The 18,174-nt window shown below is 54.3% G+C and carries 20 protein-coding genes and 1 pseudogene; 7 read left to right on the top strand and 14 right to left on the bottom strand.

The window, feature by feature from the left end; translation table 11 throughout:
• Positions 1 to 26: 26 nt before the first annotated feature.
• The 11 genes and pseudogenes from gcvH to CKX93_RS02185 all read right to left on the bottom strand — a co-directional run bounded on the left by gcvH (position 27) and on the right by CKX93_RS02185 (position 7,606).
• Positions 27 to 467, bottom strand: coding sequence for a glycine cleavage system protein GcvH (gcvH, locus tag CKX93_RS02140; RefSeq protein ID WP_076754807.1), 441 nt, complete (start codon positions 465 to 467; stop codon positions 27 to 29).
• Between the two features lie 60 nt (positions 468 to 527).
• Positions 528 to 926, bottom strand: coding sequence for a DsrE family protein (locus CKX93_RS02145; protein ID WP_076755221.1), 399 nt, complete (start codon positions 924 to 926; stop codon positions 528 to 530).
• Positions 927 to 942: 16 nt separating this feature from the next.
• Complete coding sequence (locus CKX93_RS02150; RefSeq protein WP_076754809.1) at positions 943 to 1,380, bottom strand: biotin/lipoyl attachment domain-containing protein; 438 nt, start codon at positions 1,378 to 1,380, stop codon at positions 943 to 945.
• A 10-nt stretch (positions 1,381 to 1,390) separates the two neighbouring features.
• Entirely contained in the window at positions 1,391 to 2,302 is a 912-nt protein-coding gene (locus CKX93_RS02155; RefSeq protein WP_076754811.1) for a CoB--CoM heterodisulfide reductase iron-sulfur subunit B family protein, read from the bottom strand.
• Complete coding sequence (locus CKX93_RS02160) at positions 2,295 to 3,011, bottom strand: 4Fe-4S dicluster domain-containing protein (protein ID WP_076754813.1); 717 nt, start codon at positions 3,009 to 3,011, stop codon at positions 2,295 to 2,297. Before CKX93_RS02160 ends, CKX93_RS02155 begins: the two co-directional genes overlap by 8 nt.
• A gap of 34 nt (positions 3,012 to 3,045) precedes the next feature.
• Positions 3,046 to 3,852: a hypothetical protein gene (locus CKX93_RS02165; RefSeq protein ID WP_076754814.1), complete on the bottom strand. Its 807-nt coding sequence runs from the start codon at positions 3,850 to 3,852 to the stop codon at positions 3,046 to 3,048.
• Positions 3,853 to 3,860: 8 nt separating this feature from the next.
• Positions 3,861 to 4,913, bottom strand: coding sequence for a CoB--CoM heterodisulfide reductase iron-sulfur subunit A family protein (locus CKX93_RS02170; protein WP_076754816.1), 1,053 nt, complete (start codon positions 4,911 to 4,913; stop codon positions 3,861 to 3,863).
• 3 nt (positions 4,914 to 4,916) lie between these two features.
• On the bottom strand, positions 4,917 to 6,323 hold the full coding sequence (locus CKX93_RS02175) for a heterodisulfide reductase-related iron-sulfur binding cluster (RefSeq protein WP_076754818.1): 1,407 nt from the start codon (positions 6,321 to 6,323) through the stop codon (positions 4,917 to 4,919).
• Between the two features lie 48 nt (positions 6,324 to 6,371).
• The gene (locus tag CKX93_RS02180; RefSeq protein WP_076754820.1) at positions 6,372 to 7,037 is read right to left on the bottom strand and encodes a 4Fe-4S dicluster domain-containing protein; all 666 of its coding nucleotides are present in this window, start codon (positions 7,035 to 7,037) and stop codon (positions 6,372 to 6,374) included.
• Between the two features lie 154 nt (positions 7,038 to 7,191).
• Positions 7,192 to 7,323, bottom strand: a pseudogene (locus tag CKX93_RS09560) (peroxiredoxin family protein); the annotation flags it as partial.
• Between the two features lie 52 nt (positions 7,324 to 7,375).
• Positions 7,376 to 7,606, bottom strand: coding sequence for a sulfurtransferase TusA family protein (locus CKX93_RS02185; protein ID WP_076754822.1), 231 nt, complete (start codon positions 7,604 to 7,606; stop codon positions 7,376 to 7,378).
• A 369-nt stretch (positions 7,607 to 7,975) separates the two neighbouring features.
• On the opposite strand from CKX93_RS02185, the gene CKX93_RS02190 reads away from it, so the two are divergent.
• The 5 genes from CKX93_RS02190 to soxB all read left to right on the top strand — a co-directional run bounded on the left by CKX93_RS02190 (position 7,976) and on the right by soxB (position 12,575).
• Positions 7,976 to 8,287, top strand: a complete 312-nt coding sequence (locus CKX93_RS02190; RefSeq protein ID WP_076754825.1) for a hypothetical protein — start codon at positions 7,976 to 7,978, stop codon at positions 8,285 to 8,287.
• On the top strand, positions 8,230 to 9,711 hold the full coding sequence (locus CKX93_RS02195; RefSeq protein WP_076754827.1) for a beta-barrel assembly-enhancing protease: 1,482 nt from the start codon (positions 8,230 to 8,232) through the stop codon (positions 9,709 to 9,711). The genes CKX93_RS02190 and CKX93_RS02195 overlap by 58 nt, the downstream gene beginning before the upstream one ends.
• 140 nt (positions 9,712 to 9,851) lie before the next feature.
• Entirely contained in the window at positions 9,852 to 10,316 is a 465-nt protein-coding gene (gene soxY, locus CKX93_RS02200; RefSeq protein WP_076754829.1) for a thiosulfate oxidation carrier protein SoxY, read from the top strand.
• Between the two features lie 24 nt (positions 10,317 to 10,340).
• On the top strand, positions 10,341 to 10,649 hold the full coding sequence (gene soxZ / locus CKX93_RS02205; protein ID WP_076754831.1) for a thiosulfate oxidation carrier complex protein SoxZ: 309 nt from the start codon (positions 10,341 to 10,343) through the stop codon (positions 10,647 to 10,649).
• Between the two features lie 150 nt (positions 10,650 to 10,799).
• On the top strand, positions 10,800 to 12,575 hold the full coding sequence (soxB, locus tag CKX93_RS02210) for a thiosulfohydrolase SoxB (RefSeq protein ID WP_076754833.1): 1,776 nt from the start codon (positions 10,800 to 10,802) through the stop codon (positions 12,573 to 12,575).
• Positions 12,576 to 12,644: 69 nt separating this feature from the next.
• On the opposite strand, the gene CKX93_RS02215 is transcribed toward soxB, so the two are convergent.
• Positions 12,645 to 13,577 carry a calcium/sodium antiporter gene (locus tag CKX93_RS02215; RefSeq protein WP_084178602.1) on the bottom strand — a complete coding sequence of 311 codons (933 nt, stop codon included), beginning with the start codon at positions 13,575 to 13,577 and terminating at the stop codon, positions 12,645 to 12,647.
• A gap of 248 nt (positions 13,578 to 13,825) precedes the next feature.
• Between CKX93_RS02215 and CKX93_RS02220 the strand changes: the two genes are divergently transcribed.
• Positions 13,826 to 15,127, top strand: a complete 1,302-nt coding sequence (locus tag CKX93_RS02220) for a DUF3422 family protein (RefSeq protein ID WP_076754837.1) — start codon at positions 13,826 to 13,828, stop codon at positions 15,125 to 15,127.
• Between the two features lie 3 nt (positions 15,128 to 15,130).
• Positions 15,131 to 15,976, top strand: a complete 846-nt coding sequence (nadC, locus tag CKX93_RS02225) for a carboxylating nicotinate-nucleotide diphosphorylase (protein WP_076754839.1) — start codon at positions 15,131 to 15,133, stop codon at positions 15,974 to 15,976.
• Positions 15,977 to 15,981: 5 nt separating this feature from the next.
• Here nadC and ilvA read toward each other — a convergent pair whose 3' ends face one another.
• Complete coding sequence (gene ilvA, locus CKX93_RS02230; RefSeq protein WP_076754841.1) at positions 15,982 to 17,502, bottom strand: threonine ammonia-lyase, biosynthetic; 1,521 nt, start codon at positions 17,500 to 17,502, stop codon at positions 15,982 to 15,984.
• Positions 17,502 to 18,161 carry a ribose-5-phosphate isomerase RpiA gene (rpiA, locus tag CKX93_RS02235; protein ID WP_076754843.1) on the bottom strand — a complete coding sequence of 220 codons (660 nt, stop codon included), beginning with the start codon at positions 18,159 to 18,161 and terminating at the stop codon, positions 17,502 to 17,504. The genes ilvA and rpiA overlap by 1 nt, the downstream gene beginning before the upstream one ends.
• Positions 18,162 to 18,174 lie beyond the last annotated feature (13 nt).

Genomic DNA, 18,174 nt, shown 5'->3' on the forward strand with positions numbered 1-18,174 from the left:
GATAGCAGGGGGTTAGCAGTCAACACTTAGGAGCAGCCCGCAAAGCCGTCTGCGTCCATCTTCGCCTGTAAGGCGGACTGAGCGTCAGCGCCGGTTTTCAGATCTCCGGATTCGCCATCCCAATCAGCCGGGGTAATTTTCACCAACCAGCCATTGCCATAAGGATCTTCATTGATCAAGCCAGGGTTGGCTGCTACGGCACTGTTGATGGCAGCAACATCGCCACTGATCGGAGTTTTCGCTGGACCGACCCATTTACCCGACTCGATGGTGGCACAGGACTTATCCTTTTTAACGCCCTTGCCTTCCTTCTTGGGTGTATAGGACACCACCTGACCGGCCAAAGCACACGCGTAAGCCGTCAAACCCACTGTCACCGTGCCATCGCCCTCTTTACGAACCCAAACATTATTCTCGATGCTGTACATCAGATCATCGGGCATATCACAGCCTTTGACTGCACCCATAGTAACCTCCGCAATGTTTAATAAAAACTTCGAAACAACCCTACAATTATCACAGTTTCCCTAAAACGATACCACCTTATCGGCGCGAAGCATGAGATCGGCCAAGTCACTAGCACGAGCCACGCTGTCTACCTCCTCGATCAAGTCCGTGTCTGGATCAATTTCATAGCCAGGAAGCGCCGGCCGACATACATGCAATTGCACGCCAGCGCGCTTGGCATCGCGAATGAAATCAATCACCCGCTTACCCCCTTCCATGGCCGTTAGCGGCTCTGCAATCCCTTTTTGCATGAGCTTTACGCCTTCCATGGTAAAAAAGATGTGCACTTCGCAATCCATGGCCGCCAAAACCGCCCCCAGATAAAAAGGCGTGGCACAACGATGCGGGGTGCTGGGGCCACTGGTCATCACCATCACCACTGTTTGCTCTTCGGCGTCTAGAAAATCATCAGTGGCCATGGGCATAAAGCCTCAGTTAGCGATTACAGTGAATATTGTCTCGTTTGGCGCGTTGACAATAACCCTCATGAGCAAGCTTGCCGGTCACAAAGGCATCCAAAACGGCTTGCCCGCCACCTTCGGCTTCGACGCGCGCAATCCAAGTGCCGTAGGGATCCGAGTTCAGCAGATCCGGCTGCTCCATGACATGCTCATTGGCTTCAATGATGGTGCAATTGAAAAAATTGGGAATGGGGCCCGCCCACTTGCCGCTCTCAATCGTTGCCACTGGCTTGCCAGTCGGGCGCGCCGTACCAGGCCGCCGCACGCGAACATGAAGAATGTGACCGGCGATCGCCTGAGACAGGTCGGTCATACCAACACTGAGGCTGTCATCATCCTCTAGGCGCAACCAGATCTGGTACTCGTCGTCATAAAAGAGTTCAGGGCGAAACTCGCAACCATTGCACTCCATCACACCGCCTTCAGATAACGCCACGTTCCCGCAGGAAACCGATGGAATCGCTGACGTTTTCATGGATCCCCAGCTTCCGCGGTGACAAGCCCATGGCCAAGCCTAAGAGTTGGGTAAAATAAAGCACCTTCACCCCAGTTTTGATACCAAACTCAGTCTCGGCGCGCACTTGGTGCATTTCCAATCCAGAATGACAGGTCGGACATTCGGTGGCGATTACCTCAGCCCCGGAGTCTTCCGCCGCCTGCAGCAAGTTCAGCACCAACTGCGTCGAGGTATCAGAGTCACTCAAGGTGTGCGCTCCCCCACAGCAAGAAGTCTTTAATGGGAAGTCCACATTTACTGCGCCAGCCGCCTCCAATAAATCATCCATGAAATGCGGCTTATAACTCGATTCCGACCCTGGACCCTGGTCTTTTTCTGGAAAGATTTGCCGCGGCCGGGTGTACATGCAACCGTAGTAGTTGGCGATTTTGATGCCATTGAGGCTTTTGGTGAATTGTTGCTTCATCCCTTCTGGCCCCAACTCTTCCATCAACCACTCCAAGAGATGGAGCGTGCGGACATCGCCGTTATACACCGGATCATCGGATTTGCGCGCCAGATCCTGAACGGTTTGCATCACTTGCTCTGAAGTGGCGGTTTCGTATTCGGCTTTTTTGAGGTTGTGGTAACAACCATTACAGGGCGCCATGACGGTATCGATACCCATTTGTTCGGCTGCGATGGCTAAATTACGCGCGGAAAGATAGGTTTGCAGCATGGGGTGAACATTTTTCACCTCCATGGCGCCGCAGCAATTCCAGTCGCGCAGGTTTTCCATCTCCAAACCCAGCGCCTTCACCAACACGCGGGTGGACTTATCGTAGGGACCACCGGAGCCTTCCAACGCACATCCCGGATAGTAGGCAACCTTAGCCATGAGCGGCCTCCTTCTGTTCACGAACATACTGCTTCAACACATCGCCCGTCTTGCCCCATGAGCTGGTCTTGGGCTTCATCACCTGATTACGCGCCATACGCATACCGAGATGCACCGGCAGGTACTTCATCAGGCGCACGACAAAGACCTTCAACCATTCCTGGAACAGGGGCTGGCCAGTGCGCTTGTAAAAAGCCATCAGCACGTGTCCATCTTCAATACGGCCACGCTTGTAAATCAGATCGGTGAATTCTTCGTCGAAAATCGTCGATGGCGTTTTTTCGGTAATGCCTTCCTCTTCCATCCAGTGCGCCAAGGCCTTCATCACACCTTCAGGGCGCACATCCTTAGGACAAATGTTGGTGCACTTGTTACAGGACACGCACTGCCAAATAATGTCTTTGTCTTTGATCAGCTCTTCTTTCAATCCCAGTCGCACCGCATAAATCCAATAGCGCGGATTAAATTGCACATTTTGTGCGTACATGGTGCAGGAGTTGGTACAAGAACCACACTGCCAGCAGCGATGCACGTTCTCTGCGCCGGGGTATTGCTGCAGCATTTTCTCAAAACCGTCGTCATAGTCGGTAATCGTGCGCGGCGTGATCATGGTGTTCCAGTGACCGGAAACATCCACACCATCGACCACCAGCTGTTCCGACTCCAGTAAGCGCTCGGGTTCAATTAGTGACTTTTCATGAATCGCCATGTCGTTCTCCGCACTTCGTGCTTAACAATTCGGCTCAGTGCAAGGGCAAGGAGGGTGCATTGCGGGCAGGCCGCGTATTGCGCCGCTCATCAATACCCAGCAGCTTTACCACCATATCCATCGGGTCTTGTTGACCGCCAAATTCGCTTTTAAAGATACCCAGGCTGCCGGATATGGAATCCATATAGTCGGCATAACCCCGGGCGAGAATTAAATCAGTAATAAACGGCAGATCGCGGTAGAAGCCGCTGGCCTCCAGGTGCTCAACAAACCAGGCACGAACACCTTCAAGACCCTCCGGCGACACCTCTAACGGCAGCGATTGCACCGTGTCCGCACCCGCCACAAACTCACGCACCGCACCACTCATGGTCTGACTGTCCCAAACCCAGCGTGTCATCAACGGCAAGAGCTCCGGAAAGCGGAAATGCAGGATCTCTGCTGCCAAGTCCCAGGCCGCACCTTCCTGCTTGCGACCGCTGACCGGTAACTTGTCACAAAAATCACGCATGCGTTCCAAGATGCTTCCCTTGCTATAAACCAACTCTAGGATGGCATCGGCGAAATGCACCTGCTCCAGGCCTTTGAGTGGCTCGGCCAATTTTCGCCGCGCTGGAAACACGCATTCGAGCAATACCTGAGTCACCTCACCGGGAAGGCTATCGGGTCGGCGTTCCGGGAGCGCCGCCGCGAACACTTGATGTTTGTTGCGCAGCGCATCCACATAGCTTTCCACACCGCCCCGCTCGCGAACATCATCCAGCAGACTGGCCAACTTACTGGCAGCGATCTGCGGCTCTAGACGAAAATCGAGCGCGGCGGGTTGAATCTGCGCGAGCATCGGCTTCTTCAGCTGGCCTGACGCATCAATGCCACGAGGTCACCCACCGCGCGACTGGCCGCTGCCGCACCCTGAGAAATCGAGTCATCGATGGTCTCGGGGCCGTAAGCCGCACCACAGGAGTAAACACCGGGACGGCTGGTGCCGCAGGGATTGGTGTAATGCTCAGCGCGCTTAATGAATCCATGATGCTCCAACTCAATCCCGAACACTTGCGAGATTTCCGGGTTGTCCTGGTTGGGATCCATACCAATGGCATGCACCACGATATCAAAGGGAATAACGATGGGACGCTTGACCAGGGTGTCTTCACCCTTCACCAAGAGGCGTCCATCGGGTGCCGCCGTAACCTCGGCAATACGCGCTTTGACGAACTTGGTTTTGAATTCTTCCTGAGACTTCCAGTAGAACTTGTCCTCATACAAGCCGAAGGTGCGGATATCCATATAGTAGATAAACACCTCGGTCTTGGGTGACATCTCTTTAATCTCGATCGCCATATTGGCTGAGACTGTGCAGCAAATTTTCGAACACCATTCACGACCAATCTGGCGATCACGTGAGCCCACACACAAGAGAATGGCAACGCGTTCTGGGACTCGGCCATCAGACGGGCATTTCAACTCGCCACGGCCAATCATCTGTTCCATCTGGGTGGTGGTCAGCACATCTGGAAAAGTACCAAACCCCCACTCGGGCTTATTGACTGAATCAAAGTGGGTGAAGCCGGTGGCCAAAACCACCGCCCCGGCATTCACCGTTTCATTATTGGACAGCGTGGCCGTGAAGTTACCAGCCTCTCCGTCCAACTTGGTCACCTTCGCGCCTTTGTGAATGCTCACGTTGGCATCATCCTCGACCCGTTTGACCATGCGGCCGATGGCATCCTTGGCCCATTCGCCTGAAGGGACCAACTTGGCGTATCCCGACAGAATCGGTGCGCCACCCAGGGTGTCTTCCTTTTCCACCATCACGGCTTTGTAACCCGAGGCAGCGACCTGCGCTGCCGCGGAAAGACCGGACGGACCGGAGCCGACGATCAAAACGGTATCTTGGGACATTTCTTAGCCTCCGTATGCCAATTCTGGCTTGTAAAGGTACTCAATATTGCCGGCTTCCACTTCCTTCAAATAGGCTTGGAAGTTTTTCTTCGCCTGATCCCAGGAGATACCCATCTTCTCGACGAGATCTTCACAAGGTGAGGCATGCCATTGCAGCTGCACGATCTTTAATGGATCTGCGCCACAAGCCAAAGCGGCAAACTGAATTTCCGCCATGATAGGAACCTGATAGTTCTGCTCATGGGCTTTACCGATCCACTGATTCTTGTCCATGGTCGTGACACAACCGGTGTCGTTGGCCAGCATCACATCTGCATTGGCTTCTTCACGCACCACTCGAATTTTCCGATTCATGGTGAAGGAACGCGTGAATTCACGCTCAGAGATAATGTGGCGGAATCCAAAGCCACAGCAGTCATACCAGGTGGAATAGTCAATCACCTGTGCACCCAAAGCTTGGGCCATAGAGGTGATGATCGCGGTGCGGTTACCACCCAAAACTTCCGGATCATAAACCGCATCCTCGTGGATCATTTTGTAGTAATGACAAGCCACGTGAGCGGTCGCACGAATGTGTGACACGTCGATCTTCTGCAGATCGCTGGCAATGCGATTACGCATCACATGCACCCACTCGGAGTAGTGAATCACCTCTTCTGGGATCACTAACTTGCCATCAACCAAGCGGCCCAGCTTGCCGAGAATCTTAGTGACTTTTTCACGCAGCTCCGCCGACTCAATCAGATATTTGCGGATCTCTTTGTAGTTACCAAAAGAGGTGCCGCAATGCACTAACGGGTAGAAATGACCCAGTTCGTGGCCATGCTGCTTACCAGAGACATAGGCTTGGTGGAAGTTTCGTAGGAACACCGCCGCCAAGGACTCGACGTTGCCAATGCCCGAACCATGATAGTTCCAAGCCGTGCAAGAGGTCTGATCAGTCTCATCCAGATAATCCTTACCCGGCACGAAACCCAGTTCATTCATCACCCATAACAAAGAAGTAGGGTAGCCGGGAATATTGCCGCACTGACCGCAGGACTTGTGGTGCCAAAGCTGTTTAGTGGGAATCTTTTTGTCCCAGCCAAACAGAGTTTTAACGCCAATAGGTTCGTGCTGATCACCCACACGGTGGATGATGATCTCGCCTTCTTTTTCCAGTTCGTACATGTGCTCACGCACATCGTCCATACGATCACCCAGATCGATGGTGCGACGATCGACGTGTTTGCGCACCCAATCTGTGGCCTGAACCGCTTCCTCGCGGGACAGATCGGTGGACTGAAAAAAGGATCCGTGGCCGGCGATGCCTTGACCATCGGTATTGTGGAATCCGGGCTTCATGGCACCAGGGCCAGCGCCCTCTGCCGTTGCATTGTGACCGCCAGGGGTATGTTCATTCGATGACATGTTCGGGTACTCCTCTCGTTAAATTCAGGTCAAAAGAATAGTCGGGAATCAGTCTTCTTCCTGCTCCTCAAGCCACTCTTCGTATTCCTCCCGTTTTTCGTCGATGAAATCCTCAATAACGTCAAAGAGGTTTTCATCCATGAGTTCCAATGATTTCAGAACCCCCGTCATCTCCCAGATCGTGTACATCTCTACGGATGTCTTTAAAGAAACTTCCCAGGCGGTGTCCGTGGTCTGCATGGTCTGCATCGGAATCGCCTTACGCAGCAACTTCAAATCGCCTTCCACTTTCTGAATATTCGGACCCCAGTCCGGGAAGTGGTCAGGCTGAATCATATCGGGTGAAAGCTGGTTACCGGTGGTGATCAATTTGAGCATCACGCGTCCAAACGGACGCAGCACATCCTTGGCCGACTGCATTTCATGTTTGATCGCGACCTCGCGCATGATGGCGACAAGCCCGCCCGGAGAATTCTTGAAAGGACAGCGGGCGGCACAGGTCATGCACTGCGCACACGCCCAGATCTTTTCCTGCATGGCGTCATAAATTTGTTCGACGTTTTCGGTCCACAACAGCTGCACGATCTCGCGGGGACTGTAGTCATAGAATTGAGCGGACGGGCACGTGGCCGTACAGATCCCACAATTCAAACAGCCATTGAGCTCATGGTCGTAGCGAAAGTCACTACGAATATCGTCAAAAATTTCCTGCATTTCTGCGTAAGTTGCCATGAAACACCTCGTCAGAGTCCTCGTGAGGACAACTCGCTGGCCTTTCTCCCAGCGATTAAGTCAAGTATTACCGCTAACCGAGTGTAGACCATAAAAATCGGACCCGCGATAAACCCTAAATTGTTGCAGGTTGCTCTTAAATGAACAGACAGATGTCTGATTCACCAGCAAACTCAAAGAAAGTCGCCGCAGCGTCGCACTCGAACCCATCGATGAGTTCATCGGTGGGCGTAGCGAAGAAATTGACCCACATCCGTCCATTCATCATCAGAAGGTTAAAAACACTTGGGTTTGGTGACCCAGGGGCAAGCCCCGAAGCTTTAGCCTTTGCGGATGAGGAAGTAGAATTTCCCGCCTTCCTCGCGGTGCTCGAGCACTTCATTGCCCGTCTGCTTGGAGAAGGCTTCGAAGTCTTTTACCGCGCCTGGATCGGTCGCAATAATATGCAGCACTTGGCCACTGGACATGGTCGCTAAAGATTTCTTGGCACGCAGAATGGGTAGGGGACAGTTCAAACCCGATGCGTCCAACTCCTGATCAAATTCAGCCATCTCAACTCTCCTTTTCGCTCTTCTTGTCGCTAGGCCAAACAGCCGGCCGCAGCATTTTTGATCATTATCAAAGCTTGCCAGATCATCGCATGAACCACTACAACCATCGCAAGCTTTTTTGCTTCAAGCTTTTTTATACCAGAACCAAGTTTGCTTATGCTGCACCTGATTCAACTCAATTTTGCGCCATCGCAAGTTTCTTGATGCTAGTATTATCACAAAGTGAATAACAATATAACCATTTTCTTCTATACCGCCAAACCTGCCCTGAACCAAAATGAGGCCCAACAGTCTCAATTTAAGAAGCTGGCAGGCGGAGGGGCAGCGGCTAGAATAAGATGCAATGCCAACAGTTGAGGAGATTAGGCCGTGGACAAAGAGGCTTTTCAGGTCGACCAGCAATACGCCATCACTCTGCAGGATGCCGTCGGCAAACTGCGACCCGCAAATATTTATGTGCATCATCTGTTCGACAACGACATGATCGTGCGCCGAACCGATGGAGCCGATACAGGGATGCTGTTCAAAATCGCTTACAGTCGGGTGACGAAAATTGTGCGCACCATCCCGGTTTTAGACGTCAAGCGTTTCATGCTTCCCAAGGCCATGCTCAGCCCCAAGCTGTGGGAAAGCCGCGACTCGATGTCGGCCTACTCTTCTTCACCCAATCTCGGCAAATAATTCACGCCCTAGTCATTTTTCTGCTTCTGCTGCTGGCAGCAACGCCCGCAGCTGCGCAGGTGCAGTTACCAGAGATCGGCGACCCTGCGTCGGCGCTGCTATCTCCTGCACAGGAACAACAACTGGGGCGCAATTTGCTGCGTGAAGTTCGGCGCAACCTGCCGATTAGCAGTGATCCGCAACTTCTGGCCTATATCGAAGCCATCGGTCAACGCTTGGTGTCCAGCAGCCAAGACGGCCATGATGAATTCACCTTTTTGGTCATCGACGACCCCCGCATCAACGCCTTTGCCATGCCGGGTGGCATCATTGGTATGAATACCGGGCTGATTATTGCGGCACGCAATGAAGCGGAAATGGCGGCAGTCCTTGCCCATGAAATCGCCCATGTCACCCAACGCCACATCGCCCGTGCTTATGCTGGCAGCACGCGCACTGACTTGGCGGCAGGGTTAGCCATATTGGCTGGCATCATCGCCAGTGCGTATTCACCAGAGCTGGGCCAAGCAGCCATGATCTCTGGCATGGCGGGGGGCGTGCAGGCCCGCCTAAATTTCACCCGCGCCAACGAACAGGAGGCCGATCGCATTGGCATCAGCTTGCTCGCCGAATCGGGATTTGATCCAGAGGCGATGCCCAGCTTTTTCGAGCGCATGATGCAATTGGCCGGTCCCACGGGGGATAGCGTCCCGGAGTATCTTCGCACCCACCCAGTCACTGCCAATCGTATCAGCGACAGTCGCGCTCGAGCGGCCCAATTCGCGCATGGCGACTATCGTCAGGACGGCATGGAATTTCGCCTGATGCGCATGCGCGCTGAGGCGCTAGAGCAACCCGCTGAGATCATTCAACGCTACGCGCGCAATCAATTGCATTCAGAAGCAGCAGTGGCCGAATATGGCTACGCCATCGCCTTAATACAGCGAGGCCAAGCCGATGACGCGCTGAGCGTCTTGCAGGCACTCGACACACGATCATCAGAAAGTCTCAAACTCAAAGTGGACCTGGCAACTGCCGAGGCGCTACTGAGGGTCTCCCCGAGCCGAGCCGATGAGGCAACGACGCTAATGCTGCGCCTCAATGATATCTATCCCGGACAGCTACCCGTCGTACAATTGTTGGCTGAAGCACAGATCCGTCAAGGTGAGTATAGCGGCGCGATACGCAACCTCGATCGGATCATGAATCGCCGCCCCATGGCGCCGGATTTGCTACGCTTGAAGGCTGAAGCGGCCGCTAAAGGTGACCTGCCTGCACTCAGTCACGAGACCATGGCGGAATATTATTTCCACCATGCACGATTTCATGACTCAGTGAGACAGCTCGATCGCGCTTTAAGCATGCCTGGCTTGAGCAGCCTACAAGCCGAGCGCATCCGCAGCAAAAGGGAGATTGCCGCGAGCTTTGCGGAGAGCAACCCATAGCTTAGAACATCACTATATTCAGCTTTGCTTATATAACCAAAAAATACTTGTAAAAAAGATTTAGTTAGGTAGTCTACGATTTTGACGGATCCCAAAAATGGGCATCCCGCCCTAAAGACGATTGAACCGGAGGAGAACGCATGAATTGCAAGCGTCGAGTGTTTTTGAAAGGCACGTTGGCGGCAGGCACCGTGGGTGTCGCTGTCGGTGCCGGCTTGTTGACCCCGAGCACAGTGCTCGCATCTGCACGTGATGCCTTCCAGGCAGAGTCGGTATCGGATGCTCTGCGTGTCGCCATGGGCAGCGCCAATCACAGCAGTGGCAATCTAGTGGTTCGCGCCCCTGAACTGGCTGAAAACGGAGCCGTTGTGCCGATTAGCGTCGAGTCTGATCTGGCCGGCGTCAGCGACGTGGCTATTCTGGCTGCCGCTGCCAATCATCCACTGACCTCCAGCTACAAGCTAAGCCCAGGCACCAAGGCCAATATCAGCACCCGCATCAAAATGGGTCAAACTTCTGAAATCGTAGCCGTGGCCAAGGTTGATGGGCAACTGTATAGCGCCTCTCAGGAAGTTCGCGTGACCGTTGGCGGTTGCGGCGGTTAATGACAGCATTCGAGGAGAATTAATATGTCGAGCATTCGTGTACGTGCCCAGCTGAGAGACGGTGTAACCAACGTCCGCGCCCTGATCAGCCATCCGATGGAAACCGGTCAGCGCCGAGACAACAGCGGCAATGTCGTCGAAGCCCATTACATCACCGAGGTGGTGGCCGAAATGGGTAGTCGCCACATCATGACCGCTAACTGGGGTCCCGCTATTTCCCGCAATCCCTACCTGTCCTTCGAGTTTGAAGGCGCCAATACCGGCGAGACCCTGAAGCTTTCATGGGTGGACAACAAAGGGGAACAAGACAGCACTGAAGTTCGGATCGGTTAATCTGAACCCCGGCTGTACCTGTAGTACTTTGCAAGTCGCGCCAAAGCTCCGCCAGAGAGCGGCCACCAGAGGATGAGGGGAAGCCCGGCTTGGCCGGGCTTTCTTTTAACCGCTATCCTGAGGCAATAACACCAAAACGGAGTTGTCAGCATGAATCTGACCCGTCGTGAATTCCTGCAAGTCATGGCTGCCGCCGGCTTCGCGGGCATCGTTCTTCCCGGCTGTGGCAATGGCCAGCAAGCCGCTTCCACCCGTCCCTTGAATGATCTCTATGACTTCCCCCCTGCCGGCAATGTATCGCTGCTGCACATCACTGATCATCACGGCCAGCTGCTACCCATTTATTTCCGCGAGCCGTCCATCAATCTCGGCGTTGCTGAAATGAACGGTCGCGTGCCGCACATTGTGGGCGCGCGCATGCTCGAACATTTTGGCGTCAGCCACCCCTCACCGGCCTCCCATGCCTACAGCTATTTAGACTTCACTGCGCTGTCGCAGGAATACGGCCCTGTAGGGGGTTATGCACAGCTGGCTACATTGGTCAAGCGCATGCGTGATCAGCGACCGGGGGCTTTACTGCTTGATGGTGGCGATAGCTGGGGTGGCGGTTCTGGCACTGGACTCTGGACCAACGCCCAAGACATGGTCGATGCGCAATTACGGTTGGGCGTCGATATTTGTACGGGCCATTGGGAATTCACCTTTGGCGCGGATCGCGTCATGCAGGTGATTGAGAACGACTATGCCGGGCGCATCGATTTTCTCGGACAAAACGTGCGTGATCGTGACTGGGAAGAACCTGTTTTCAAACCCTACACCATCCGTGAAATCAATGGCGTCAATGTCGCTGTTATTGGCCAAGCCTTCCCCTACACGCCGATTGCCAATCCCCAGTGGATGTTTCCGGACTGGTCATTTGGCATCCGTCACGATGACATGCAGCGCACCGTCAACGAAGCCCGCGCCGAAGGCGCCGAGATTGTCGTGGTGCTCTCGCACAATGGCATGGACGTCGATATCAAGTTGGCACAGATCACCCGCGGCATCGATGTGATTCTTGGCGGCCATACCCATGATGCTGTGCCGGCACCCATGGAGGTGCGCGACCCCGATGGCAATGTCTGCTTGGTGGCCAATGGCGGCTCTAATGGCAAATTCCTGGGGGTCATGGACCTCGATTTCCGCAATGGGCGCATTCAGGGGTATCAGTATCGCCTGCTACCGATCTTTGCCAACCTCATTGATGCAGACCCGGAGATGGCCAGCTATATCGACAACATGCGCAACCAAACAGTCACCTATGACGGCCAGACCTTCAACATGGCTGAGCGCTTGTCCGAAGAGCTCGCGGTCACTGAGGACTTGCTCTATCGACGCGGCAACTTCAACGGCACTTTCGACCAGCTGATCTGTGATGCTCTGATGGAACAAATCGATGCCGAGATTGCTTTCTCGCCAGGGTTCCGCTGGGGGACTTCAGTACTGCCCGGCTCGCCCATCACCTTTGAGCATGTCATGGATCAAACCGGATTGACCTATCCCGCCGTCACCCGTAATGGTATGACCGGCGAGATGATTAAGTTCATTCTCGAGGATATTGGCGATAATTTGTTCAATGCCGACCCCTTCTACCAGCAGGGCGGGGACATGGTGCGCATCGGCGGTCTAACCTACAGCATGGATCCCACCCAGACCATCGGCAACCGCATCTCCGATTTAGCCCTGAATGGTGAGCCCTTGCAGGCCGATAAGGAATATATAGTGGCTGGTTGGGCTAGCATTGCTGAGGAGCCGCCTGGAGATACCGGACGCAAGATTTGGGATGTCGTCAGTGATTACTTACAAGACCACCAAACCATCTCAATTCGCGAAGTGAATACACCTCGCTTACGGGGTGTCGACGGTAACGCCGGATTGAGCCTCTAACTCGAGCCTAACGTCGGACGAGGATCAGTCCACACGCTGCACAGCCAATGTCGGTTGTGCAGCGTTTTTTTAGGCGAAAAGAAACACCAGATAAGCCACGTAGATCGCGAGCAGACCCAAGCCTAGGCCGCGCCCAATCGCGCCGCGCCAGAAGAAGATGGCCAGCACCAATACCGAGAAACCCAACATTACGCTTAAATCGACTGGCCCGATATCAGCGATACTTAATGGAATAAAACTGGCTGTGATACCCAGGACCGCGAAAATATTGAAGATATTCGAGCCAATAATATTACCCAAGATCATATCCACCTGACGTTTCCAAGCACCCACCACGGTAGCGGCCAACTCGGGCAAGCTGGTCCCCACCGAGACCAAGGTCAGACCAATCACTGCCTCACTCAGCCCCCAAGATCGCCCAATATCCACCGCCCCATGCAAAAAGGCCTCGGAGCCCAGATAAAGCCCCACTGTGCCCAATGCCACATACAGCCAGGCGCGCCCGATACCGGTGCCTGAGAATGCCAATACTTCACTAGCAGCCGGCGACGACTGCCGCTGTTCTGCCGCCAGGCGCCATTGCCAAAGCACGAAACCCACCAGCAGAAACAACAAAAAAACACCTTCCAGCCGACTCAGGCTGCCGTTCCACAGCAGCACAAACAGCAAACCCACGGCCGCGACCATCAAGGGCATCTCACGCCGCACCACCCTGTGATCACCGGGTACGCGAGTGATGATGGCTGCCATCGCAAGAACCAGGCCGATATTGGCGATGTTGGATCCCACGACATTGCCCACTGCAATCTCAGGTTTACCTTGCCAAGCCGCCAACAGCGAGACGAAAAGCTCCGGGCTGCTGGTAGCAAAGGCCACAATGGTCAAGCCAATCAATAAAGGTGAAATCCCAGTACGCAAAGCCAAAGCGGCACTGCCCGCCACCAAGCGATCAGCAGCCACCGCCAGAAGGGCGGCGCCGGCTAATAACCAAACCCAAGCCATCAAGAGGCCTTGCTCAAATAGCGGCCGAGCCGTGATTTCATCAAAATAGGCATGAGTGGCAACGTTCCTTTCATAAAGGCAAAGTTTACTGCAGCCATGGGTCGTATGTGCGCATTTCCACTCAAACACGAGTATGGCGCGAGAAGAGGCTGATGCGTTATAAAGAGACGCGCATGCACTAATCCCGGCCGGCACGGATATTGCTGCAGGACAGCAATCCTTTAAGTAATTCGCAGGAAAGAGTTCCCATGGCTTTACCGATCAAAGAACACCCGCTTCGCCGCGCCGTCTCTAACGAGCTGCACGTGCGCAGCTTTGAGCCGGTGAAAGCACCAGCGCGCGTCTCGCATTTGGCTTTCCTGTGTGGCGAACGGGGTTCCGGCATCAATGTGGATCACCTCAAGGCCTTGCTGGACTATTTTGGTGCACCTGTACCAGAAAGCGTAGGCCAATACCTGATGGCCGATTTAGGGGGCATTCGTCTCAATTGGGAGAGACACACCGAGTTTGTCACATATACCTTCACCCAGTTGGGCGATTTTGATGACCCCTTCGAGCAGGCCGTGATTGATGAATTGCCCAAGCAATGGCTGGAACAATGCCCCGGGGAACTGGTTTCCGCCATCACTTTGGCGATGGAACCAGCGTCATACCCCGAGCGCAGTGTGGATGACTTGACCGAGTTATTCGGTGGTAACACGGTGATTGGCTCCGAAGTCGTTGGTGGTAAGGCCCGAGCGTTCTCCGACTTGCGCATCCACTTTGATGGTTACTCTCGGATTCTCGTGCGCAATGAAAACCTCACTGAAGCACAGGCCGGGCGCCTCATCAAGCGTCTTTTAGAAATCAATGCCTACCGCGCGATGGCCTTACTGGGCTTGCCACTAGCGCGGCAAGCGGGGCGATCCTTAAGTGACGCGGACAAGCAACTGGCCGATCTGGCTGCCAGACTGCTGGGCCACATGGGGCAAGACGCCGCAGACTCGCAAAGCCGCTTGTTGGGAGATCTCACTCAGTTGGCATCACAAATCGAAACACTATCGGCACAAACCACTTTTCGCTTCGAAGCGTCGCGCGCCTACTATCGCGTGGTCCTGCAGCGCCTCGATCAGCTGCGTCAGCAGCGCATTGAGGGCCTACAAACCTTCACCGAATTCCTAGATGTTCGCCTGGCACCTGCCATTGCCACCTGTGAATCTGTAGCCGACCGACAGCGCAGTTTGGGTGAACGCGCCGCCCGCCTCACCGGCCTGCTGCGTGCTCGTGTTGAAGTCAGTCTGCAGGCCCAAAACCGCAATTTACTAGAGTCCATGGATCGCCGAGCGAGATTACAGGCGCGCCTCCAAGAGACGGTCGAAGGTCTCTCCATCATTGCCATCAGTTACTATGGCGTGGGCTTGGTGGGCTATGTTTTGAAAGCCCTTGCAGAGCAAGGACTGCCTTTGAATCCAACGCTAGGCATGGGCATTTTAGCGCCCTTGGTGGTTGTGGGTGCTTGGCTGTTCCTCAAACGGGTCAAACGTCATATCCTCAAACAGGAAAAAGTCTAAACCGTGACCAGCCTGCCCGACCCAGAACATATTGCCGCCCAAGTGCGGGCGGCGTTGGCCGAGGACATCGGTACTGGTGATATCACCGCGGCGCTGATTGATGACCGAACACAATGCCAAGCCCAAGTCATCAGCCGCGAATCCGCCATCATCTGCGGCCAGGCCTGGTTTGACCTAGCATTTCAACAATTAGACCCGAATATTCACATTCATTGGGCCGTTGCCGAGGGCGCACGAGTAACGCCGGATCAGTCCCTGTGCCAACTCACGGGCTCCGCCCGCGCCGTCTTAACTGCCGAACGCACTGGGCTGAATTTCCTGCAAACCCTATCGGCCACCGCGACCGTAACGCGCCGCTATGTGGATGTGATTAGCGGCACCCAGGCCACGATCTTAGACACCCGTAAAACCCTGCCGGGCATGCGCCTAGCGCAGAAATACGCCGTGCGTGTTGGCGGCGGACAAAACCATCGCCTCGGTCTGTATGATGCCTTTTTAATCAAGGAGAACCACATCATGGCAGCCGGCGGCATTGCTGGAGCGATCGCCAAGGCTCGGCAACTGTCTCCGGGGAAACCCATTGAGGTGGAAACAGAAAATTTCTCCGAAGTTCAACAAGCGCTTGAGGCTGGCGCTGACGTCATCATGCTCGATGATTTCAGCCTGGAACAAATGCGCGAAGCAGTGGCATGGGTAGCGGGTCGCTGCCGACTGGAGGCCTCCGGTGGCGCCACTTTAGAAACGGTGCGTGCGTTAGCGCTGACCGGGGTGGACTACATCTCTGTGGGCGCGCTCACCAAGCATATTCAGGCCATTGATCTGTCTCTGCGCCTAGAAAAGCCGGTTTGACTGGATCAGGCCGGCCCTAAAAACAACTGATAAACCGGGTTGTCGGTCTCTTCCCAGTGGGCATAACCCAATTCTTTAAGAAATTGTTTTAGTCGCGGTTTCTCGCCTTTGGGGACTTGCATTCCCACCAAGACGCGGCCATAGGCGGCGCCATGATTGCGGTAATGGAATAAACTGATATTCCAATTCTGACCCATATGTGTCAAAAATCGAATCAAAGCACCGGGACGCTCGGGAAATTCAAAGCGAAAGACGATTTCCTCACCCACTTCACTGGCGTGACCGCCAACCATATGGCGCAGATGCACTTTGGCCATTTCATTATCCGATAAGTCGACGATGGGGTAACCCTTGGCCTGTAAATCATCCAGCAGTGAATCCGCTTCTTCACGCCCACCGGAAAGCTGAACACCGACAAATACATGGGCATCGCGACTATCGGCATAGCGGTAATTAAACTCGGTAATACCCCGCTTACCAATCGCATCACAAAACTTTCGAAAGCTTCCTGGCCGCTCAGGAATCGTCGCAGCAAACAGCGCTTCACGATGCTCGCCCAATTCAGCGCGCTCAGTAACATGACGCAGCCGATCAAAATTGATATTCGCGCCGCTGAGCACGGCAGCATAACGCCCGCCCTGAATATCATGCTGCTCCAGATACTTTTTCAGACCTGCCACGCCTAAAGCACCCGCTGGCTCGGCCATCACCCGAGTATCGTCAAAAATATCTTTGATAGCCGCGCAGATTTCGTCGGTCGAGACCAACAACATCTCATCCACATATTGACGCGCCAAACGATAAGTCTCTTTGCCCGCCTGACGCACAGCAGCGCCATCAGCAAAAATTCCCACCTGAGCCAGTTTCACCCGACGATTTTTCTCCAAGGCTTGCTGCATAGAGGGCGCATCATCAGGCTCAACGCCAATCACCTTAATCTCCGGGCGCAAAGCCTTAATGTAGGTCGCCATGCCAGCCAGCAAACCACCACCCCCACAACAAATAAAGACCGCATCCAAGGGGTCTGGGTGTTGGCGCAGCAATTCCATGGCCACTGTGCCTTGGCCGGCAATGACATCCGGATCATCAAAGGGATGGATAAATGTATAGCCATGCTTTTGCATGAGCTGCTCGCTGTGCTCACAGGCGTCATCATAAGAGTCACCATGCAAAATGGCCTTAGCCCCCAAGGCACGTACGGCTTCGACTTTAATGCGCGGCGTCGTTTGCGGCATGACAATGACCGCCCGAATGCCAAGCTGCGCCGCAGCTAAGGCCACACCCTGAGCGTGATTGCCTGCCGAAGCAGCGATCACACCACGCTCGCGTTGCGCCGCCGACAGATTGACAATCTTGTTATAAGCGCCACGCAGCTTAAAAGAAAAGACCGGCTGCAAATCTTCACGCTTCAGTAGGATCTGCGCACCCAAACGCCGCGACAAGTTCGGCATGGCATCCAGTGGCGTTTCGCGCGCGACGTCATACACGCGCGCCGTCAGCGTTTTCTGTAAGTAGGGGTAAGACATCAGCTCAGCACACGCACCCCTTTCGGGCCTCCCAGAATCAGCACATCGGCGGGACGCTGGGCAAAGATACCCACGGTCACGACTCCGGCGATTTGATTGATTTGCTTTTCCATTTCTACCGGATTGAGAATCTCGAGATTAAAAACATCGAGAATGAGGTTGCCATTATCGGTGGTGAACCCAGGGCGCAGCTCAGGCTGCCCACCCAATTTCAGCATTTGGCGCCCAACATGACTGCGTGCCATGGGAATAACTTCAACAGGCAAAGGAAATGCCCCCAATTGACCCACCAACTTGGTTTCATCTGCGATACAGACGAATTGCTCACTGGCAGCGGCGACAATTTTTTCGCGGGTCAAAGCCCCGCCACCCCCTTTGATGAGATGCAGATGTTCGGTAGCCTCATCAGCTCCATCCACATAAAGCGGTAAGGGGCCCACCGCATTCAAATCCAATACCGGAATGCCATGGCCGCGCAGACGCTCAGCACTGACCTCGGAAGAGGCCACCGCCCCCTCGATACGGCCTTTCATAGCGGCCAACAAATCGATGAAATGATTGGCCGTTGAGCCGGTACCAATGCCCACCACCATATCGTCTTTAACGTATTCTAAGGCTGCCTCGGCAGCGGCTTTTTTATAAGTATCTGAGTCGCTCATTTTCCCCTCCCTT

The sequence above is a fragment of the Ectothiorhodosinus mongolicus genome, from assembly GCF_022406875.1.
Classification (GTDB): domain Bacteria; phylum Pseudomonadota; class Gammaproteobacteria; order Ectothiorhodospirales; family Ectothiorhodospiraceae; genus Ectothiorhodospira; species Ectothiorhodospira mongolica.

Coding starts and splice junctions, on each gene's coding strand:
- gcvH (WP_076754807.1), bottom strand. CDS start 467: ATGGGTGCAGTCAAAGGCTGTGATATGCCCGATGATCTGATGTACAGC.
- rpiA (WP_076754843.1), bottom strand. CDS start 18,161: ATGAGCGACTCAGATACTTATAAAAAAGCCGCTGCCGAGGCAGCCTTA.
- soxB (WP_076754833.1), top strand. CDS start 10,800: ATGAATCTGACCCGTCGTGAATTCCTGCAAGTCATGGCTGCCGCCGGC.
- ilvA (WP_076754841.1), bottom strand. CDS start 17,502: ATGTCTTACCCCTACTTACAGAAAACGCTGACGGCGCGCGTGTATGAC.
- soxZ (WP_076754831.1), top strand. CDS start 10,341: ATGTCGAGCATTCGTGTACGTGCCCAGCTGAGAGACGGTGTAACCAAC.
- CKX93_RS02180 (WP_076754820.1), bottom strand. CDS start 7,037: ATGCAGGAAATTTTTGACGATATTCGTAGTGACTTTCGCTACGACCAT.
- CKX93_RS02150 (WP_076754809.1), bottom strand. CDS start 1,380: ATGGAGTGCAATGGTTGCGAGTTTCGCCCTGAACTCTTTTATGACGAC.
- CKX93_RS02165 (WP_076754814.1), bottom strand. CDS start 3,852: ATGCTCGCGCAGATTCAACCCGCCGCGCTCGATTTTCGTCTAGAGCCG.
- CKX93_RS02145 (WP_076755221.1), bottom strand. CDS start 926: ATGGCCACTGATGATTTTCTAGACGCCGAAGAGCAAACAGTGGTGATG.
- CKX93_RS02220 (WP_076754837.1), top strand. CDS start 13,826: ATGGCTTTACCGATCAAAGAACACCCGCTTCGCCGCGCCGTCTCTAAC.
- CKX93_RS02215 (WP_084178602.1), bottom strand. CDS start 13,577: ATGGCTTGGGTTTGGTTATTAGCCGGCGCCGCCCTTCTGGCGGTGGCT.
- CKX93_RS02175 (WP_076754818.1), bottom strand. CDS start 6,323: ATGTCATCGAATGAACATACCCCTGGCGGTCACAATGCAACGGCAGAG.
- CKX93_RS02185 (WP_076754822.1), bottom strand. CDS start 7,606: ATGGCTGAATTTGATCAGGAGTTGGACGCATCGGGTTTGAACTGTCCC.
- CKX93_RS02155 (WP_076754811.1), bottom strand. CDS start 2,302: ATGGCTAAGGTTGCCTACTATCCGGGATGTGCGTTGGAAGGCTCCGGT.
- CKX93_RS02160 (WP_076754813.1), bottom strand. CDS start 3,011: ATGGCGATTCATGAAAAGTCACTAATTGAACCCGAGCGCTTACTGGAG.
- soxY (WP_076754829.1), top strand. CDS start 9,852: ATGAATTGCAAGCGTCGAGTGTTTTTGAAAGGCACGTTGGCGGCAGGC.
- CKX93_RS02170 (WP_076754816.1), bottom strand. CDS start 4,913: ATGTCCCAAGATACCGTTTTGATCGTCGGCTCCGGTCCGTCCGGTCTT.